Source organism: Burkholderia sp. FERM BP-3421 (assembly GCF_028657905.1).
In the GTDB taxonomy this organism is placed as follows: Bacteria; Pseudomonadota; Gammaproteobacteria; order Burkholderiales; family Burkholderiaceae; genus Burkholderia.
Window position 1 is genome coordinate 914,192 of sequence record NZ_CP117782.1, and the last position, 17,396, is coordinate 931,587.

A 17,396-nucleotide genomic window follows, 5' to 3' on the forward strand; every position below is an offset into this window, starting at 1 on the left:
GGAGCCCCCGATGTCCGAGATCAATCGCCAGGTTCTGCTCGTGTCGCGCCCGCGGGGCGAGGCCAGCGTCGACAATTTCCGGCTCGTTCACACGCCGTTCGCGCCGCTCGCCGACGGTGAACTGCGCGTACGCAACCACTTCCTGTCACTGGACCCGTACATGCGGGGCCGGATGAGCGACGCGAAATCGTACGCGGCGCCGCAACCGCTCGACGCGGTGATGCAGGGCGGCGCGGCGGGCGAGGTCGTCGAGTCGCGGCATCCGGATTTCGCGGTCGGCGACCGGGTGGTCGGAATGCTGGGCTGGCAGGAGTACGCGACCGCGTCGGGCGCGGGGCTGCGCAAGGTCGACACGACCCACGTGCCGCTGTCCGCCTATCTCGGCGCGGTCGGGATGCCGGGCGTGACCGCCTGGTACGGCCTGAACCGGATCATCGCGCCGCGCGCGGGCGAGACCGTGGTGGTGAGCGCGGCGAGCGGCGCGGTGGGCAGCGTGGTCGGCCAGCTCGCGAAGCAGGCGGGCTGCCGCGTGATCGGCATCGCGGGCGGGCCGGACAAATGCCGCTACGTGGTCGATACGCTCGGCTTCGACGCCTGCGTCGATCATCGCCGCGGCCAGCTGTTCGACGATCTTGCCGCGGCGGCGCCCGGCGGGATCGACGGCTGCTTCGAGAATGTCGGCGGGGCCGGGCTCGACGCGACGCTCGCGCTGATGAATCCGTTCGGCCGGATCGCGATGTGCGGGATGATCGCCGGCTACGACGGCGCGCCGTCGCCGCTCGCGCGTCCCGAGCTGATCCTGACGTTCCGCCTGCGGGTCGAGGGCTTCATCGTGTCGGAGCATCTGGAGGTCTGGCCGGACGCGCTGCGCGAGCTGGGCGGGCTGGTCGCGCAAAAGCGCCTGCATTATCGCGAGACGATCATCCAGGGGCTCGACCGCGCGCCGGAGGCGCTGCTCGGCCTGCTCAAGGGCCACAATTTCGGCAAGCTGCTGATCGCGCTGACCTGACGGCGGCGTGGCATCATACGGCGCTTGTGTTCCGCTGCCGGCGGCGCGCGTGGCGCCGCTTCCCAAGATGCCCCTGAATCCCAAGATCGCCCAGGTGCTCGACATGATCGAGCGCGCGAAGCGTCCTCCCTATCACGCGCAGACGCCGCAGGATGCGCGCAGCGCCTACGCGCGCAGCGCGCCGATCCTCGATCTGGCGCCGGCGCCGATGCATGCGGTCGAGGACCTGCGCGTTCCCGCGCGCGACGGCGGCGAATTCGGCGCGCGGCTCTATCTACCGGTCGCGCCGAGCCTCGCCGAGCCGCTGCCGGCGCTGGTGTACTACCACGGCGGTGGTTTCACGGTCGGCAGCGTGGCGACCCACGACGCGCTGTGCAGGATGTTCGCGCACGAGGCGCACTGCGCGGTGCTGTCGGTCGACTACCGGCTCGCGCCCGAGCATCGCTTCCCGACCGCGGTGAACGACGCGGACGATGCGCTGGCGTGGCTGCACGCGCGGGCGACCGGCCTGGGCCTCGATCCCGCGCGGCTCGCGGTCGGCGGCGACAGCGCGGGCGGCACGCTCGCGACCGTCTGCGCGGTGCTCGCGCGCGCGCGCGGCATCGCGCTCGCGCTGCAACTGCTGATCTACCCGGGCGTCACCGCGCACCAGCGGACCGCTTCCCATGCGCGGCTCGCGAACGGTTACCTGCTGTCCGGCGAGACGATCCAGTGGTTTTTCTCGCAATACCTGCGCGACGCGTCCGACCGCGAGGACTGGCGTTTCGCGCCGCTCGACGGCATGCGCGACGCGCCGTCGTTCGCGGGCGTGGCCCCCGCGTGGATCACGACCGCGGAATACGACCCGCTCGCGGACGAAGGCGCGGCCTACGCGGACAAGCTGCGCGCGGCCGGCAATGCGGTGACGCTGGTCTGCTACGCGGGGATGATCCACGAATTTTTCAAGATGGGGGGCTTCGTGCCCGAGGTGCGCGTCGCGCACGCGGCGGCGGCGGCGGCGCTGCGTGCGGCATTCGACCCCGACTGACGACGGCGCGACCGAGGAGACGGCGAATGGACCGGATCGAGGTGGAAAGCGGCGGCTGGTCCCGGCTCGGCGGCGATGCGTCGCGGATCCGCGATGCGGTGTTCGTGCGCGAGCAGCGGATTCCGGCCGAACTGGCGCTCGACGACGACGACCTCGATGCGCACCATGTGGTCGCCTATCTGGTCGATGGCGCGACGCTCGCCCGCCGCGCCATCGCGACGGGCCGACTGCTGCCGGACGGTGCGATCGGCCGGCTCGCCGTGCTGGCCGACGCGCGCGGTCGCGGCGCGGGCTCGCGGGTGCTGGAAGCGCTGCTGGCCGCGGCCCGCGCGCGCGGCGATGCGCGGGTGCGCCTGTATGCGCAGCAGGATGCCGTGTCGTTCTACTTGCAGCGGGGTTTCAGCATGGTCGGCGCGCCGTTCGAGGCGGCGGGCATCGCGCACGTCGAGCTTGCGCGCGCGCCCTGAGCGCGGCCGCCGCGCGCGGCCCGTCAGCGGGCGGCGGGCAGTTCGAGATCGAACACGAACGCGCGCTCGAACGCGCCCGGGCGGACGAGCCGGTGCGAACCGTCGTCGTCGCAGCGTTCCTTGAGTTCGACCGAGAGCCGCGCGCCTTCCTTCACGATCATGCGCAGCGCGGTGGTGCCGCGCGACCCGTATTCGGGCGTCTCGATGAAGGCGGCGGACAGCGCGCGTTCGCGTTCGAGCGGAATGCCCGTGTGCGGCAGCGCGTCGTCATCGGCCGTGCGCGTGTCGCGCATGATGTCGATCAGCGCGTCGAGCGGCGGCGCGGTCTCGTAGGTGAGCAGGGTGCCCAGTTCGCTGCGCTTGTGGACGAGCTTCGGCCACGGCGTGTCGAGCCGGGCGTTGGACAAGCCGTGCAGGCCGGGCGTGACGAGCGCCGGCGCGTCGGGCGCGGTCTGGCCGTCGGCCGGGCGATTGCAGTACCAGGCCAGCTCGCCGCGCCGGCCGTCGCCGACGATCAGGTTGAAGCCGTTGTACAGCGCGGCCGTCTCGGCCACGTGCGCGAGGTAGTCGAGCGGCGCGACGCCCGCGCCGCCGAGGAAATCGGACACGAGGCGGCCGCGGGTGGGCGCGCCGGCGCGGATGTCGAACGGCGCGCGGTAGTTGGTGAGCGCGGCGAAGCGGCCGTCGCGCGATACGCCGAGCCAGGTGCCGCCGCCTTCGAGGTCGCGGCCGGCGAGCACGCCGGGCACGTCTTCCCACCATGACAGCGGCGCGCTCGTGCGGCGAAAGAACTCGTCACGATTCGCGGTGAGGGTCAGCAGCGGGCCGTTGTCGGCGGTGGGCTGCCAGTCGAATACGATCAGGCACATCAGACGGATTCCTCGCTCGGATGACGCAGTGCGCGACGGCCGCGCGCGGCGCGGCCTGCGGCAGACGATAGCACGCCGGATCAGTTCTCGGTGGGTAGCGCGTAGGGCAGCGACAGGAACTGCAGCGCCGGGCCGTCGGCCGTCGCGAGGTGGACCGTGCCCGTGTCGAGCGCGACCAGCTTGATCTCGACCAGCGCGTCGACGCCGCCGTTCGGCGCGGCCGCCGCGTTGACGATCAAGCCGCACGGCTGGCCCGGGTCGTCCGAGTGGAACAGCTCGACGCCCGCGCGCGCGGCGCCGGTGTCGCCCGCGACGTGCGCGAGGGCCGTGCGGCGCTTGATGGTGCCGCGATACTGACTGCGCGCGACGATTTCCTGGCCCGGGTAGCAGCCCTTGCGGAAATTGACCGCGCCGATCACGTCGAAATTCACCATCTGCGGGACGAACTGCTCGATCGTGGGCTGCGTGATGCGTGCTTCGCCCGCGCGCACGTCGAGCCAGTCCCAGACGGCGGGCGAGACGCGCGCGAGGCGCGCATCGAGCGCGGCGAGACGCGCCTCGACGTCGGCGCGCGCGCCGATCCACAGGTAGCGCAGCCGGCCCGCCGCGTCGGGCAGCCGGATCAGCGCGCCCGCGGGGCCGTCGACCTTGGTGTGCACGCCGTCCGGCAGCGCGTCGAACATGCCGGCGAGCGCGTCGCGCACGTCGCCCGCGAAGCCGACCGCGACGAGCGCGTCGCCGGCGTCGGCGAGCTTCGCCTTGGCGCGCAGCACGAACATCGACAGGCGCTTCTGCGCGGCGGGCTGCAGGTCTTTCGACACCAGCAGGCGGACGTCATGGCCCGCGCGCCACGCGAGGAACGACGCGAGCAGGCGGCCCTTCGGCGAGCAGTAGCCGGCGAGCCGCGCGGCGCCGAGGTCGAGATGCTCGATGTCGTTGGTCAACTGGCTGTGCAGGAAGGTCGCGGCATCGGCGCCCGCGACGTCGATGATGCCGAACTGCGGCAGCAGCGTATACGCGCCGCTGCGCAGCGCGGCGTCGAAATCGGCGGAGGACGGAACGGGCAACGCGGGTGAGGCAATCGGTGTGCTCATGGAAGGCGGGAGGAGTCAATCCTGACTTTGGCGGAAGCGAGCTTGTATTATATGGGGTCTATCTGAGTCACGTTTCCATGTCCCTATTGAAGAAATGCGCCGCCCTGGCGGCGCTGGCCGTCGTTCTGGCCGTCGCGCTCACGGGCGCCGGCTATTACTGGGCCACCCGGCCGCTGCTGCTGCCCGCGGCGGCGCTGGACGTCACGATCAAGCCGCGCAGCACCGTGCGCGGCGTCGCGCTCCAGCTCCAGCGCGGGGGCGTGCCGGTCGAGCCCCGCCTGTTCGTCGCGCTGACCCGGGTGCTCGGCCTGTCGAGCCGGCTGAAATCGGGCAACTACGAGTTCAAGACGGGCGTGACGCCCTACGACGTGCTGCAGAAGATCGCGCGCGGCGACGTGAACGAATACGTCGCGACCGTGATCGAAGGATGGACGTTCAAGCGGATGCGCGCCGAACTCGACGCGAATCCGGCGCTGCAGCACGCGAGCGCGGGCCTGAGCGACGCCGATCTGCTGCGCCAGATCGGTGCGTCGGACGCCGAGGTCGCGCGCGGCAGCGGCGAGGGGCTGTTCTTTCCGGATACCTACCTGTTCGACAAGGGCACGAGCGACCTGAACATCTATCGGCGCGCGTACCGGCTCATGCAGTCGCGCGTCGCCGAGGCATGGGCGATGCGCGCGCCCGGGCTGCCGTACCGGAGCGCTTACGATATGCTGACGATCGCGTCGATCATCGAGAAGGAAACCGGCCACGCGGCCGACCGCGCGTTCGTCGCCGCGGTGTTCGCGAACCGGTTGCGCATCGGCATGCCGCTGCAGACCGATCCGACCGTGATCTACGGCCTCGGCGGCGCCTACGACGGCCATCTGCTCAAGCGCGACCTGCTGGCCGACACGCCCTACAACACCTATACGCGCCGCGGACTGCCCCCGACGCCGATCGCGCTGCCCGGCGCGGCGGCCCTGCAGGCCGCCGTGAATCCCGCGCCGACGACGGCGCTCTATTTCGTCGCGAAGGGCGACGGCACGAGCGTCTTCTCCGACACGCTCGGGGATCACAACAAGGCCGTGGACAAATACATACGAGGTCAATAGCAATGGCGCGCGGAAAATTCATTACGTTCGAAGGCATCGATGGCGCGGGCAAGACCACGCATCTGCCGTGGTTCTGCGAGCAGCTGGGCGCGAAGCTCGCGACGGCGGGGCGCCAGGTCGTCGTCACCCGCGAACCGGGCGGCACGCGGCTCGGCGAGACCCTGCGCGAGATCCTGCTGAACCAGCCGATGGACCTCGAGACCGAGGCGCTGCTGATGTTCGCCGGCCGGCGCGAGCATCTCGCGCTCGTGATCGAGCCCGCGCTCGCGCGCGGCGACTGGGTCGTGTCCGACCGCTTCACCGATGCGACCTTCGCCTACCAGGGCGGCGGCCGCGGGCTGCCGCGCGACAAGCTCGAGGCGCTCGAGCGCTGGGTGCAGGGCGGCTTCCAGCCCGATCTGACCGTGCTGTTCGACGTCTCGCCGCAGATCGCGAGCGAGCGGCGCGGCGCGGCGCGCATGCCCGACAAGTTCGAGAGCGAATCCGATGCGTTCTTTTCCCGCACGCGCGCGGAGTACCTGCGGCGCGCGGAGGAGGCGCCGCATCGGTTCGCGATCGTCGATTCGACCGAAACCATCCCGCAGATCCAAAAGCGGCTCGAAGGCGTGCTCGCGACGCTGTGACGAAGGAACGACGCTCCATGATCTATCCGTGGCAAACCGACGACTGGAACCGCCTGCAGGCGCTGCGCGCGCACTGGCCGCACGCGCTGCTGCTGCACGGGCAGGCGGGCATCGGCAAGCTGCGCTTCGCGCAGCACGTGGCGCAAGGCTTTCTGTGCGAATCGCCGCGCGAGAACGGCGAGCCGTGCGGCGCCTGCGCGGCGTGCAACTGGTTCGAGCAGGGCAATCACCCCGATTACCGGATCGTGCTGCCCGAGGCGCTCGCGGGCGAGGCGTTCGCGGCCGCGCAGGCCGATGAGCCCAAGGCCGCCGAGGCCGACGAGGGCGGCAAGAAAACCCGCACGCCCAGCAAGGAAATCAAGATCGAGCAGGTGCGCGCGCTGCTCGATTTCTGCGGGATCGGCTCGCACCGCGGCGGCGCGCGGGTCGTCGTGCTGTATCCGGCCGAGGCGCTCAACGTCGCGGCCGCCAACGCGCTGCTGAAGACGCTCGAGGAACCGCCCGCGGGCGTCGTGTTCCTGCTGGTGTCGGCGCGCGTCGACCGGCTGTTGCCGACCATCATCAGCCGCTGCCGGCAGTGGCCGATGACGGTGCCCGCGCCGGCCGCGGCGGCCGACTGGCTCGCCGCGCAGGGGGTGGCCGACGCGCCCGCGCTGCTCGCGGAGGTGGGCGGCGCGCCGCTCGCCGCGCTCGCGCTCGCGAGCGACGAGAACCGGCCGCTGCGCGACTGGACGCTTGCTCAGCTCGCGGCGGGCGAGGGCTGCGACCCGTTCGCGTGCGGCGAGACCTTGCAGAAGCTGCCGGTGCCGCTCGTGCTGGGCTGGCTGCAGCGCTGGCTGTACGACCTGCTCGCGCAGCGCATGGCGGGCGCGCCGCGCTATTTCCCGAGCCAGGCGAAGGCGCTCGCGCGCTGCGCGCAGGCGCTCGACGCGAACGCCTTCGCGCGTTTCATGAAGACGGTCACGCGGCAGCGCGCGGTGGAGAACCACCCGCTCAACGCGCGGCTCGTGTTCGAGGAACTCTTTCTCGGCTATCGCGACCTGTTCGCCTGACCCCGCCACGCCCGCACCCGGATGACACCATGACGCTTGCCTACCGTGACGCCACCCCCGACGACCTGCCCGCGATCGTCGCCATCTACAATTCGACCGTCGCGTCGCGCCAGGTGACGGCCGACACCGAGCCGGTCACGGTCGAGAGCCGGCGCGCGTGGTTCGACGCGCACAGCCCGGCCGGCCGGCCGTTGTGGGTGGTCGAGGCGGGCGGCCGGGTGATCGCCTGGCTCAGCTTTTCCGATTTCTACGGCCGGCCCGCGTATCGTCATACGAGCGAGATCAGCATCTACCTCGACGAGGCCGCGCGCGGCCGGGGGCTCGGCGGGCAACTGCTCGCGGCAGCGCTCGCGCATGCGCCGGCGCTGCGCATCGATACCGCGCTCGGCTTCATCTTCGGCCACAACGCGCCGAGCCTCAAACTGTTCGCCCGCCACGGCTTCACGACCTGGGGGACGCTGCCGCGCGTCGCCGTGCTCGACGGCGTCGAGCGCGATCTCGTGATCCTCGGCAAGCGCCTCGACGGCGCGCACTGAACCTGCATCAGGAACGCATCATGTTTGTCGATTCACACTGCCATATCAATTTCGCAGGGCTCGGCGACCGCCTGCCCGAGGTGCTCGAGAATATGCGTCGGCACGACGTGACCCATGCGCTGTGCGTGTCGGTCGATCTCGAGACCCTGCCGGACGTGCTCGCGATCGCGCGCGAGCACGACAACGTGTACGCGTCGGTCGGCGTGCACCCGGACCACGAGGACGCGCGCGAGCCGAGCCTCGCCGAGCTGATCGAGCTGGCCGCGCACCCGAAGGTGGTCGCGATCGGCGAGACCGGGCTCGACTACTACCGGCTCGACGGCCGCACGATCGAGGACATGGAGTGGCAGCGCGAGCGCTTCCGCACCCACATCCGCGCCGCGCACGCGACGATGAAGCCGCTGATCGTGCACACCCGCGCGTCGTCGGCCGACACGCTGCGGATCATGGCCGAGGAGCGCGCCGAGGTGCCGGGCGGCGTGATGCACTGCTTCACCGAGCCCTGGCCGGTCGCCGAGCAGGCGCTCGCCCAGGGCTTCCACATCTCCCTGTCGGGGATCGTCACGTTCAAGAAGGCCGAGGAGGTGCAGGACGTCGCGCGGCGCGTGCCGCTCGAGCGCCTGCTGATCGAGACCGACTCGCCGTACCTCGCGCCGGTGCCTTATCGGGGCAAGCCGAATGAACCTGCGTACGTCAGCCATGTCGGACGCTTTATCGCGGCGGAACGCGGGATGACCGACGAGGCGCTCGCCGCCGCGACGTCGCAGAATTTTTTCCGGCTCTTCAAGATCGTCCCCGAGGACGGTTCGGGCCGTGTCTCAACCCAGGGGTAGGAGTGAAAAAAATGAAATCGATCAAGTACTTGTCGAAGCAGGGCGCGCTGGCGGCGCTGGCTGCGCTGTGCGTCGCGGGCGGCCTGTCGGCGGCCGCGCCGGCCCAGGCGGAGTCACTGACCGGCATCGTGAAGGCGGTCAAGTTCGACGACATCGACGACATCGCGAAGCAGCTGAAGGGCGGGCTCGACCCGAACACGACCGACGACAAGGGCGATCCGCTCCTCGTGATCGCGGCGCGCGAGAAGTCCGACAAGGTCGCCGCGGCGCTCGCGGCGGCCCCGAACGTCGACCTCGAGAAGACCGACGCGGCGGGCGAGAACGCGCTGATGCTGGCCTCGCTGAACGGCGACCTGGGCCTCGCGAAGCTGCTGATCGACAAGGGCGCGGAAGTCAGCAAGAAGGGTTGGACCGCGCTGCATTACGCGGCCACCAACGGCCAGGACGCCGTCGTCAGGCTGCTGCTCGACAAGTCCGCGTACATCGACGCCGGCTCGCCGAACGGCACCACGCCGCTGATGATGGCCGCGCGCGGCAACCATGCGAGCACGGTCACGCTGCTGCTCGACCAGGGCGCCGATCCGGCGCTGAAGAACCAGCTTGGCATCAGCGCGCTCGACTTCGCGCAGCACTACAAGGCGCCCGACGCGATCGAGATTCTGTCGAAGCGCACCGTGCGGATCGGCGCGGGAACGCCGGGCGATGCGCAAAAAAGTGCAAAATGACGGTTTTCGGCGCGGCGTCAGGCCGCGCCGTCCGTAGTAGCGGCGGCTCCCGACGCCGCCTTGACATAAGGAACCCCCAATGTTGCGGGCTATGTTTTGCGCCGCCGCGCTCGCCGTGCCGTTGACGGCGGCTGCCTTTACCGGCGGCGATCTCGACAAGCTGTGCGCGAAGACCGACGTGAAGTCGCGGGCCTCGTGCGCGGCCTATATCGAAGGCGCGGCGGATGGCGTCTACAACACGATCGACGCGATCGGCGGCACGACCGGGCCGCGCGTCGGCCAGTATTTCTGCCTGCCGCCCGACATCAAGGCGCAGCAGATGACCGATGCGGTGCGCAAGTACATCGCGGAGAATCCGAAGCTCGCCGACTACAACGCGAGCACCGCGGTGTCGCTCGGGCTCGGCAAGGCGTTTCCCTGCCGGGCCAACTGAGCTTCAGGGCCGGCGCGGCCGGCCCTTGTCCGACGCGCGGGGCGCGCGCCCCGTCCCCCTGATCCCGCCACGGCGCTCATGATCACGCTAGACGACCTGCGGCGCATCGCCGATGCGCCGCTCCATTCCTGGCCCGGCACGTTGCTGACCTCGCTGCTCGCGGTGCTCGTCGCCGCGGCCGTGCACGGGCTCGGCGCGCGCGTCGTGCGGCGCGTCGCGCGGCCGTATCCGATCACGAGCGCGGTGGTGCGGTATATCGACAAGCCGTCGCTCGTCGTGCTCGCGTTCCTCGCGCTCGAATTCCTCTGGCTGCAGGTCGCCGATGCGCTGCCGTTCGCGGGCGGGCTGCGCACCTTCGCGGCGGTCGGGCTGATCGGCGCGCTGACCTGGCTGCTGGTGCGCGTCGCGGCGGCCGTCGCCGAGGCGATCGTCCAGGCCCATCCACTCGACACGCCCGACAACCTGCAGGCGCGCCGCATCCACACGCAGGCCCGGGTGCTCGCGCGCACCGTGATGGTGGTCATCGTGATCGTCGGCGTGGGCGCCGCGCTGATGACGTTTCCGAATGTCCGCCAGGTGGGGGCGAGCCTGCTCGCCTCGGCGGGCGTGGCCGGGCTCGTCGCCGGCATCGCGGCGCGGCCGGTGCTCGGCAACCTGATCGCGGGCCTGCAGATCGCGCTGTCGCAGCCGATCCGGCTCGACGACGTGGTCGTGATCCAGGGCGAGTGGGGCCGCATCGAGGAGATCACCGGCACCTACGTGTCGGTGCGCCTGTGGGACCAGCGGCGGCTCGTCGTGCCGCTGCAGTGGTTCATCGAGAATCCGTTCGCGAACTGGACCCGCAACAGCGCGGAGATCATCGGCACCGTGTTCCTGTTCGTCGACTACCGGTTGCCGCTCGCGCCCGTGCGCGCCGAGCTGGCGCGGCTCGTCGCCGCCGCGCCCGAATGGGACGGCCGCGTGCAGGTGCTGCAGGTCACCGACGCGACCGAGCGCGCGATGCAGCTGCGCGCGCTCGTCAGCGCGCGCGACTCGTCGCTGGCCTGGGACCTGCGCTGCCGGGTGCGCGAAGGCCTGATCGCGTTCATCCAGGAACACTATCCCGACTGCCTGCCGCGCACCCGCGCGGAGCTGTTCCCGCACGCGGCGACCGACGCGCGCGACGCCGCGCCGGCCGGCCAGCCGGCGGCGCCGTCGGCCGCGAGCACGGCGGCCCGCACGGCCGCGGATCCGACCGCATCCGAACCTTCCGCCGCGCCGCGCTGACGCGCGCCGGTCCACGCCTCTCGCCCAGGACGCCATGTCGCCGCTTTCCGTTCTCGCCATCGCCAACTACCGCTCGCTGCGCGAACTGATCGTGCCGCTCGCCGGGCTCAACGTGATCACCGGCCCGAACGGCAGCGGCAAGTCGAGCGTCTACCGCGCGCTGCGCCTGCTTGCCGACACCGCGCAGGGGCGCGTGATTCCATCGCTCGCGCGCGAAGGCGGGCTGCCGTCGACGCTGTGGGCGGGGCCGGAGCGCTTCACGCGCGGCATGCTGGCGGGCGACGAGCCCGTGCAGGGGACGACGCGCCGGGACCCGGTGAATCTCAGGCTCGGCTTCGCGAGCGAGGATTTCGGCTATGCGATCGACCTCGGCCTGCCTGTGCCGGGTCAGACGGAATTCAATTTCGATCCGGTGGTGAAGCGCGAATGCATCTGGAACGGGGCGGTGCCGCGCCCGTCGTCGCTGCTGGTCGACCGGCACGGCGCGCTGATCCGCGCGCGCGACGCCGCCGGCGCCTGGCGCAGCGTGCCGCAGCCGGTCGCGAGCTTCGACTCGATGCTGACCGAGTTCGTCGATCCGACCAGCGCGCCCGAGATGATCTCGGTGCGCGAGCGGATCCGCTCGTGGCGCTTCTACGACCATTTCCGCACCGACGCGGCTGCCCCGGCGCGCCTGTCGCACATCGGCACGCACACGCCGGTGCTCGCGGACGACGGCACGGATCTCGCCGCGGCGCTGCAGACGATCCGCGAGATCGGCGATCGCGAGGCGCTCGCCGCGACCATCGACGACGCGTTTCCGGGCGCCGCGGTCGACATCGACAACCCCGGCGGGCGCGGCCGCTTCGAGGTGCTGATGCGGCAGCCCGGCCTGTTGCGGCCCCTGGCGGCGGCGGAGCTGTCCGACGGCACGCTGCGCTACCTGTTGCTCGCCGCGGCGCTGCTGACGCCGCGCCCGCCCGCGCTGATGGTGCTGAACGAACCGGAGACGAGCCTGCATCCGGACCTGCTGCCGGCGCTCGGCCGCCTGATCGCGCGCGCGGCCGAGCGCTCGCAGGTGATCGTCGTGTCGCATGCGGCGCGCCTGATCGCGACGCTCGAGCGCGAACCGGGCAGCCACTCGCTGGTGCTGGAAAAGGAGCTGGGCGCGACCCGGCTCGCCGACGTCGACGCATTCGACCGGCCGCCGTGGAAGTGGCCGACGCGCTGAACGGCGGCCCCGGCGCCCCCGCGCCCGATGTATCCTCGCTGTAACAAACCCCAGGAAATGCAAGTGCGGCGGCGAGCGGCCCCGCACTCGATACAATAACGAGATATTCCAGCCGGTCCGGCCGTCATGGCCGCACAGCCGGCGGCCTCAGGAGATCACGCCCATGAGAATTGCCCAGATCGCGCCGTTGACGGAATCGGTGCCGCCCAAGCTGTACGGCGGCACGGAGCGCGTGGTGTCGTACATCACCGAGGCGCTCGTCGACCTCGGCCACGACGTGACGCTGTTCGCGAGCGGCGATTCACAGACCCGCGCGAAGCTGGAGGCCGTGTGGCCGCGCGCGCTGCGGCTCGACGTGTCGATCCGCGACCGGATCGCGCCGCACATGCTGCTGATGGAAACGGTGGCGCGGCGCGCGAAGGATTTCGACGTGCTGCACTTCCACATGGATTACTACTCGTTCTCGGTGTTCAACCGGCAGGACACGCCGTTCGTGACGACCCTGCACGGCCGCCTCGATCTGCCGGAGCAGCAGCCGGTGTTCGACACCTTCGATACGGCGCCGGTGATCTCGATCTCGAACGCGCAGCGCCAGCCGCTGCCGCAGGCGAAGTGGCTGACGACCGTGTATCACGGGCTGCCGGAGACGCTGTACACGCCGCAGCCCGTCGAGCAGAAATACCTCGCGTTCCTGGGCCGGATCTCGCCCGAGAAGCGCGTCGACACCGCGATCCGCATTGCGCAGCGCTGCGGCATGCCGATCCGCATCGCCGCCAAGATCGATTCGGCGGACGAGGAATACTTCGAACGCCAGATCAAGCCGCTGTTCGCGTTGCCGCATGTCGAATTCATCGGCGAGATCGCCGATCACCAGAAGGCGGAATTCCTGTCGGGCGCGCATGCGCTGCTGTTCCCGATCGACTGGCCGGAGCCGTTCGGCCTCGTGATGATCGAGGCGATGGCGTGCGGCACGCCGGTGATCGCGTTCAATCGCGGCGCGGTGCCGGAGGTGCTGGAGGAAGGCTTGACGGGTTTCATCGTCGAGGACGAGATCGGTGCGGTGGCGGCCGTGAACCGGCTGGACACGCTGTCGCGCGAGCGGGTGCGCGCGCGTTTCGAGTCGCGCTTCACGTCGCGGCGGATGGCGCAGGAATACGTCGACGTGTACCAGTCGATGATCCGCGCGCAGAAACGGGCGCGCTTCAAGGTGATCGATTCCGCGTCCTGAGCCGCGCAAAAAAACGGCGATGCAGGTGCATCGCCGGGCAAGGCGGCGGCGCGCCCCGGCACGGGGCGCGCGGCGCTCAGATCGCGAGCTTCGAGATCTTGGTGCCGTTGATCGACACGTCGCCCATCAGGCCGGCGTTGGTGAGCACGATCACCTCGACGGGGGCCGTCGCGGTGGTGGTGTCGATCGCGCCGTTCGCGCCCATCTTCACGAGCGCCACCGAAGCGTCGCCGCCCGCCGACCAGCCTTCCGAATTGCGGAATTTGTCGAACGCGTCCTGGGTCATGAACAGGAACACGATGGCCTTCGACTGCGCGCCGGCCTGCAGACCGACCGACACCGACGACGTGTTGTAGTAGCCGATGGTGCTGCCGCCCACGCGCAGCGCGCCGTTGCCGGACTGGCCGCCGATGATGAGGCCGGCCTGGATCACGTCGGGGAACACCAGCACGCCGCGCGCCTTGCCGGCCAGCTCGCGCGAGCCCGGCACGGTCGAGTACAGGCGCGACAGCGTCGCATCGACGCTCGCATCGATCGCCTGACGCTTCGACGCGTTGGTCGCGGCGCTAGCGGGCTTGTCCGGCGTGGTCGTGCAGCCGGCGAGCGCGAGGCTGCCGACAAGGAGGGCGGTGGCGGCTTTCAATACGAGATTCCGTTTCTGCATCGTCGTTCTCCATCGTTAGTCGTTCAGAGTGATTTCCGTGCTGCCGGAGCGTCACGTCAGACGTTATATCACAGCGGCTTACGAAGGCATTTCGGCGGCCCGCGTTCGGGCGGCCCGCGTTCGGGCATCGTTCGTGTTGAGAAGCATCGACCCGGCGCGTCAATGCGAAACGGGGGGCTTGATGGGCGGGCGCCGCAGCGCACGGCGGATCAGCGCGATCACGACGCCGCATGCGAACAGAAACGCGGCAGGCACGATCCAGTAGCCGACGAATGCATGCCATAGATAGCCGAACAGCGTGCTGCGGCGCAGCGTGAACTCGTCGCGGGCTTCCTGCTGGCGCGCCGCGTTCGCGGTCAGCACCTCGGCCGGGCAGCCGGCGGCGCGCGCCTCGTCGGGCTCGCCGCGGCAGCGCGCGGCCAGGCCCGCCGCGCGCTGCGCGTCGGTCAGTTGCCAGGTGGTCAGTGCCTGCTGGAGGTCGGCGTAGTTATAGGCCATTTCCTCGCGAATCTCCCGAACCGCGACGATCGCGACGGGCACGGCCCAAAACACGATCACGATCAGCCAGCGCCTGAACCAGCGGTGTTGTCTCCATGCCATCCTCTTGCCTCTCCGTTTGATGCGGGTTGAGGGGCGGCCCGATGGCGCTTCTTGTTCGTGGGGAGGGCCGCGTAGCAGCCATCATAGAAGAAAACGCGGCGAATCGCCGCAGTTGGATCAAGGCTTCGTCAGCTTGCTTCGACGCGCCCAAAAAAATGCCGCGTCCGTCGAAACGGCCCGCGGCATTGTGGCGGCGCGCGCGGTGTCAGGCGGCCGGCTGACTCGACAGGCAACTCTTCATGAACGCCTTGCGATCGTCGCCCATCTTGCCTGCCGCATCCTTGTTGCAGGCCTTCATCTTGTCTTGCTGGCTCATCTTCTTCTTGGCCGACAGGCAGTCCTTCATGAACGCCTTGCGCTCGTCGCCCGACTTTCCGGCTGCTTGCGCGTTGCACGCCTTCATCTTGTCCTGCTGGTTGTTTTGGGCGAAGGCCGGCGAAGCCAGCATGCCGCCGACGAGCAGTGCAGCCATGAGCGATCGGATTTTCATTGGACACTCCCAGTGGGTGAATTGCATGTTCTGTGACATGACCGCCCCCGCGCGAAGTGCATGGGGTGCGGTTTGCATTATGGCAAATCATCTTAAAAACAACAAAACGCTGATCGAAAAAGCCACGTCCGGCATTTCCCTCGCAAACGTACAGATTTGAACATCTTTAACACGCAAACGATTGGCACGACGGTATCGCGCGCCAAGCCGCGCGGCCGGGCGGGCGGATGCCGCTCGCGCAGGGTTGAGGGGAGCCGGGCGACGGGTTATAACCTCGCTGCGCGGTGGTTGCACCTCTCTTTTTTGAGATATTGCGGAAGGGGAAGCAGCGAGCGTTCGTCCGCGTACTGTGTAGAGCAGCGATGCCGTCGTGAAATGGCATCGATACCAAGATGGCGCCGCGGTTGCGCGGCGCCTGGCCAACGTTCGTTACGCGGCGGGGATGCATCGCACGCGGCGATTTCACGCTGTCCGGCCGGTACGCGGGATGGCAGGTTGTTGACTGATGTTGTCGTTCGATCAGATACGCGCGTCGTGTGGGGAACCATGCGCCTGCCGGCATCGCGCACCGGCACATCACTGGGCGCGTGCGGGCGGCGCGGGCCGGGCGTCGGCGCGCGTGCGCCGGGACCGGTTGCGACGCGCCGCGCCTGCCGCCGCCCGGGCGGGCGCGGTGCGGGCCGCCTTCGGCAGAGGGGCCCCGCATGGCTGAGTCGATCTCGACCGAGCTGGGCGCGCCGCATGCACGCGGCGGCATCGCAGGCTGGTTCGCGCCGGTCCGGCGCGGCTCCGCGGTGATGCTGGAGACCCTGTTCGCGACGCTCGCGCTCGTGATGGTGGGCCATTTGCGCAGCCCCGGCGATCCCTTGCAGGCGCATGCCGACTTTCCCTGGCTGTGGTTCGCGCCGGCGGTGTTCGCGCTGCGCCGCGGCACGCTGGCGGGCGTCGGCAGCGCGGGCCTGATGGTGCTGGCCGCGCTGTGCTTCGGCGACGGGCGCGTGGCCGCGGCCTTTCCTTCCGCCGCTTTCTTTCTGGTCAGTTGCGCGCTGACGCTGGTGGCCGGACAGTTCGGCGACCTGTGGGCGTCGCGCGCGCGGCAGGCGCGCGCGGCGCGCGTCGATCGCGCGGAGCGTCAGTCGGTGCGGACCAAGCATGCGTTCCTGCTGCGCCTGTCGCACGAACGGCTCGAACAGGACGGCGTGGCGCGCCCCGCGACCTTGCGCGAGGCGTTCACGCGCTTGCGCGCGCTCGCGCTCGACGATGCGCCCGCGGCAGCCTCCGCGCCCTTGCCGGGCGCTGCGCGCTTTCTCGATACAGTCGCGCAGGCCTGCCGGCTCGAACGCGCGGCGCTGTACGCCTGGCGCGACGGCGTGCTGGGCCGCACGCCGATGGCGGCGATCGGCGAGTCCTTCGAGTTCGATCCGGCCGCGCCGCTCGCGCACGAGGCGCTGGAGTCCGGCAAGCTCGCGCGCTCCCAGCCGGGCGCGCGCTCGCGTCACTTCGCCTGCGCGCCGCTCATCGACGCGACGGGCGCGCCGGTCGGCGTGCTCGTGATCGAACACATGCCGTTCCTCGCGCAAACGCGCGACAACCTGCAGTTCCTGCTGACGATGTGCGGCTACTACGCCGACGGGCTGCGCCACGCGCCGCTGACGCGCGCGCTGCGCGACGCGTGCCCGTACGATTTCGCGCTCGATTACGCACGGCTCACGCGGCTGCACGACACGACCGGGATCGAATCGTCGCTCGTCGCGCTGGTGTTCGAGCGCAGCCGGGTCGGCCGCATGTGCCGCGAGCATGTGCTGCGGATGCGCCGTTCGCTCGATGCGCAATGGTTGCGCCCGGGCGGAGCGGGCGACATGGTGCTCACGTTGATGCCGCTGACGGGGGGCGGCACGATGGACGGCTATCTGATCCGGATGGAGGAGAGCCTGCGCGTGCAACTGGGCGTGTCGTATGCCGACGCGCGCATCCGGGTCGCGACCACGCGGGTCGGCGGCGGGGAGCCGGTCGAGATGCTGCGCGCCTTTCTCGCGCAGTGCGATGAATTGAGCGTCGCGCCGAGCCGTGCATTGAGTTGAGCGTCGTGTGATCTGTTCGGACGTCGCATCTCGATCCGCGAGTGGCGCGCGCCGGCGTCGAGCGGGGCGGCTGAGGGTGCAGCCGCGCGGGACAG

19 protein-coding genes are annotated in these 17,396 nt (G+C 70.3%); 14 read left to right on the forward strand and 5 right to left on the reverse strand.

Annotated features, from left to right (window positions below; genetic code table 11):
• Nucleotides 1–10: 10 nt before the first annotated feature.
• The 3 genes from Bsp3421_RS20095 to Bsp3421_RS20105 all read left to right on the forward strand — a co-directional run bounded on the left by Bsp3421_RS20095 (nt 11) and on the right by Bsp3421_RS20105 (nt 2,503).
• Entirely contained in the window at nt 11–1,009 is a 999-nt protein-coding gene (locus Bsp3421_RS20095) for an NADP-dependent oxidoreductase (protein WP_274002674.1), read from the forward strand.
• 67 nt (nt 1,010–1,076) lie between these two features.
• Nucleotides 1,077–2,036 (forward strand): alpha/beta hydrolase, encoded by a 960-nt coding sequence (locus tag Bsp3421_RS20100; protein ID WP_274002675.1) that lies wholly within the window; start codon nt 1,077–1,079, stop codon nt 2,034–2,036.
• 26 nt (nt 2,037–2,062) lie between these two features.
• Entirely contained in the window at nt 2,063–2,503 is a 441-nt protein-coding gene (locus Bsp3421_RS20105; RefSeq protein WP_274002676.1) for a GNAT family N-acetyltransferase, read from the forward strand.
• Between the two features lie 23 nt (nt 2,504–2,526).
• Here the strand turns inward: Bsp3421_RS20105 and Bsp3421_RS20110 are convergent, their stop codons facing one another.
• A complete protein-coding gene (locus Bsp3421_RS20110) occupies nt 2,527–3,372 on the reverse strand; it encodes an NRDE family protein (RefSeq protein ID WP_274002677.1) in 846 nt (281 codons plus the stop codon).
• Nucleotides 3,373–3,452: 80 nt separating this feature from the next.
• Nucleotides 3,453–4,466: a CAF17-like 4Fe-4S cluster assembly/insertion protein YgfZ gene (ygfZ, locus tag Bsp3421_RS20115; protein WP_274002678.1), complete on the reverse strand. Its 1,014-nt coding sequence runs from the start codon at nt 4,464–4,466 to the stop codon at nt 3,453–3,455.
• A gap of 77 nt (nt 4,467–4,543) precedes the next feature.
• Between ygfZ and mltG the strand changes: the two genes are divergently transcribed.
• From mltG to Bsp3421_RS20165, 10 genes are all read left to right on the forward strand, one after another.
• Nucleotides 4,544–5,560 carry an endolytic transglycosylase MltG gene (mltG, locus tag Bsp3421_RS20120; protein WP_274002680.1) on the forward strand — a complete coding sequence of 339 codons (1,017 nt, stop codon included), beginning with the start codon at nt 4,544–4,546 and terminating at the stop codon, nt 5,558–5,560.
• Nucleotides 5,561–5,562: 2 nt separating this feature from the next.
• Nucleotides 5,563–6,183 (forward strand): dTMP kinase, encoded by a 621-nt coding sequence (gene tmk, locus Bsp3421_RS20125; RefSeq protein ID WP_274002682.1) that lies wholly within the window; start codon nt 5,563–5,565, stop codon nt 6,181–6,183.
• Between the two features lie 17 nt (nt 6,184–6,200).
• The gene (locus tag Bsp3421_RS20130) at nt 6,201–7,235 is read left to right on the forward strand and encodes a DNA polymerase III subunit delta' (protein WP_274002684.1); all 1,035 of its coding nucleotides are present in this window, start codon (nt 6,201–6,203) and stop codon (nt 7,233–7,235) included.
• A gap of 29 nt (nt 7,236–7,264) precedes the next feature.
• Nucleotides 7,265–7,771: a GNAT family N-acetyltransferase gene (locus Bsp3421_RS20135; RefSeq protein ID WP_274002685.1), complete on the forward strand. Its 507-nt coding sequence runs from the start codon at nt 7,265–7,267 to the stop codon at nt 7,769–7,771.
• Between the two features lie 20 nt (nt 7,772–7,791).
• Nucleotides 7,792–8,604, forward strand: coding sequence for a TatD family hydrolase (locus Bsp3421_RS20140; protein WP_274002686.1), 813 nt, complete (start codon nt 7,792–7,794; stop codon nt 8,602–8,604).
• Between the two features lie 11 nt (nt 8,605–8,615).
• Nucleotides 8,616–9,329, forward strand: a complete 714-nt coding sequence (locus tag Bsp3421_RS20145) for an ankyrin repeat domain-containing protein (RefSeq protein WP_274002687.1) — start codon at nt 8,616–8,618, stop codon at nt 9,327–9,329.
• Nucleotides 9,330–9,408: 79 nt separating this feature from the next.
• Entirely contained in the window at nt 9,409–9,762 is a 354-nt protein-coding gene (locus tag Bsp3421_RS20150; protein WP_252987698.1) for a Rap1a/Tai family immunity protein, read from the forward strand.
• A 78-nt stretch (nt 9,763–9,840) separates the two neighbouring features.
• A complete protein-coding gene (locus tag Bsp3421_RS20155) occupies nt 9,841–11,028 on the forward strand; it encodes a mechanosensitive ion channel family protein (RefSeq protein WP_274002688.1) in 1,188 nt (395 codons plus the stop codon).
• A 34-nt stretch (nt 11,029–11,062) separates the two neighbouring features.
• Nucleotides 11,063–12,238, forward strand: coding sequence for an AAA family ATPase (locus Bsp3421_RS20160; RefSeq protein WP_274002689.1), 1,176 nt, complete (start codon nt 11,063–11,065; stop codon nt 12,236–12,238).
• 163 nt (nt 12,239–12,401) lie between these two features.
• Complete coding sequence (locus Bsp3421_RS20165; RefSeq protein WP_274002691.1) at nt 12,402–13,466, forward strand: glycosyltransferase family 4 protein; 1,065 nt, start codon at nt 12,402–12,404, stop codon at nt 13,464–13,466.
• 76 nt (nt 13,467–13,542) lie between these two features.
• On the opposite strand, the gene Bsp3421_RS20170 is transcribed toward Bsp3421_RS20165, so the two are convergent.
• The 3 genes from Bsp3421_RS20170 to Bsp3421_RS20180 form a co-directional block, all read right to left on the reverse strand.
• Nucleotides 13,543–14,130, reverse strand: a complete 588-nt coding sequence (locus Bsp3421_RS20170) for a BPSL1445 family SYLF domain-containing lipoprotein (protein WP_274002692.1) — start codon at nt 14,128–14,130, stop codon at nt 13,543–13,545.
• Nucleotides 14,131–14,289: 159 nt separating this feature from the next.
• A complete protein-coding gene (locus Bsp3421_RS20175) occupies nt 14,290–14,730 on the reverse strand; it encodes a hypothetical protein (protein WP_252987703.1) in 441 nt (146 codons plus the stop codon).
• A 205-nt stretch (nt 14,731–14,935) separates the two neighbouring features.
• The gene (locus Bsp3421_RS20180) at nt 14,936–15,220 is read right to left on the reverse strand and encodes a PsiF family protein (RefSeq protein WP_274004289.1); all 285 of its coding nucleotides are present in this window, start codon (nt 15,218–15,220) and stop codon (nt 14,936–14,938) included.
• A gap of 704 nt (nt 15,221–15,924) precedes the next feature.
• Here Bsp3421_RS20180 and Bsp3421_RS20185 point away from each other — a divergent pair.
• Complete coding sequence (locus Bsp3421_RS20185) at nt 15,925–17,301, forward strand: PelD GGDEF domain-containing protein (protein ID WP_274002695.1); 1,377 nt, start codon at nt 15,925–15,927, stop codon at nt 17,299–17,301.
• Nucleotides 17,302–17,396: the final 95 nt, after the last annotated feature.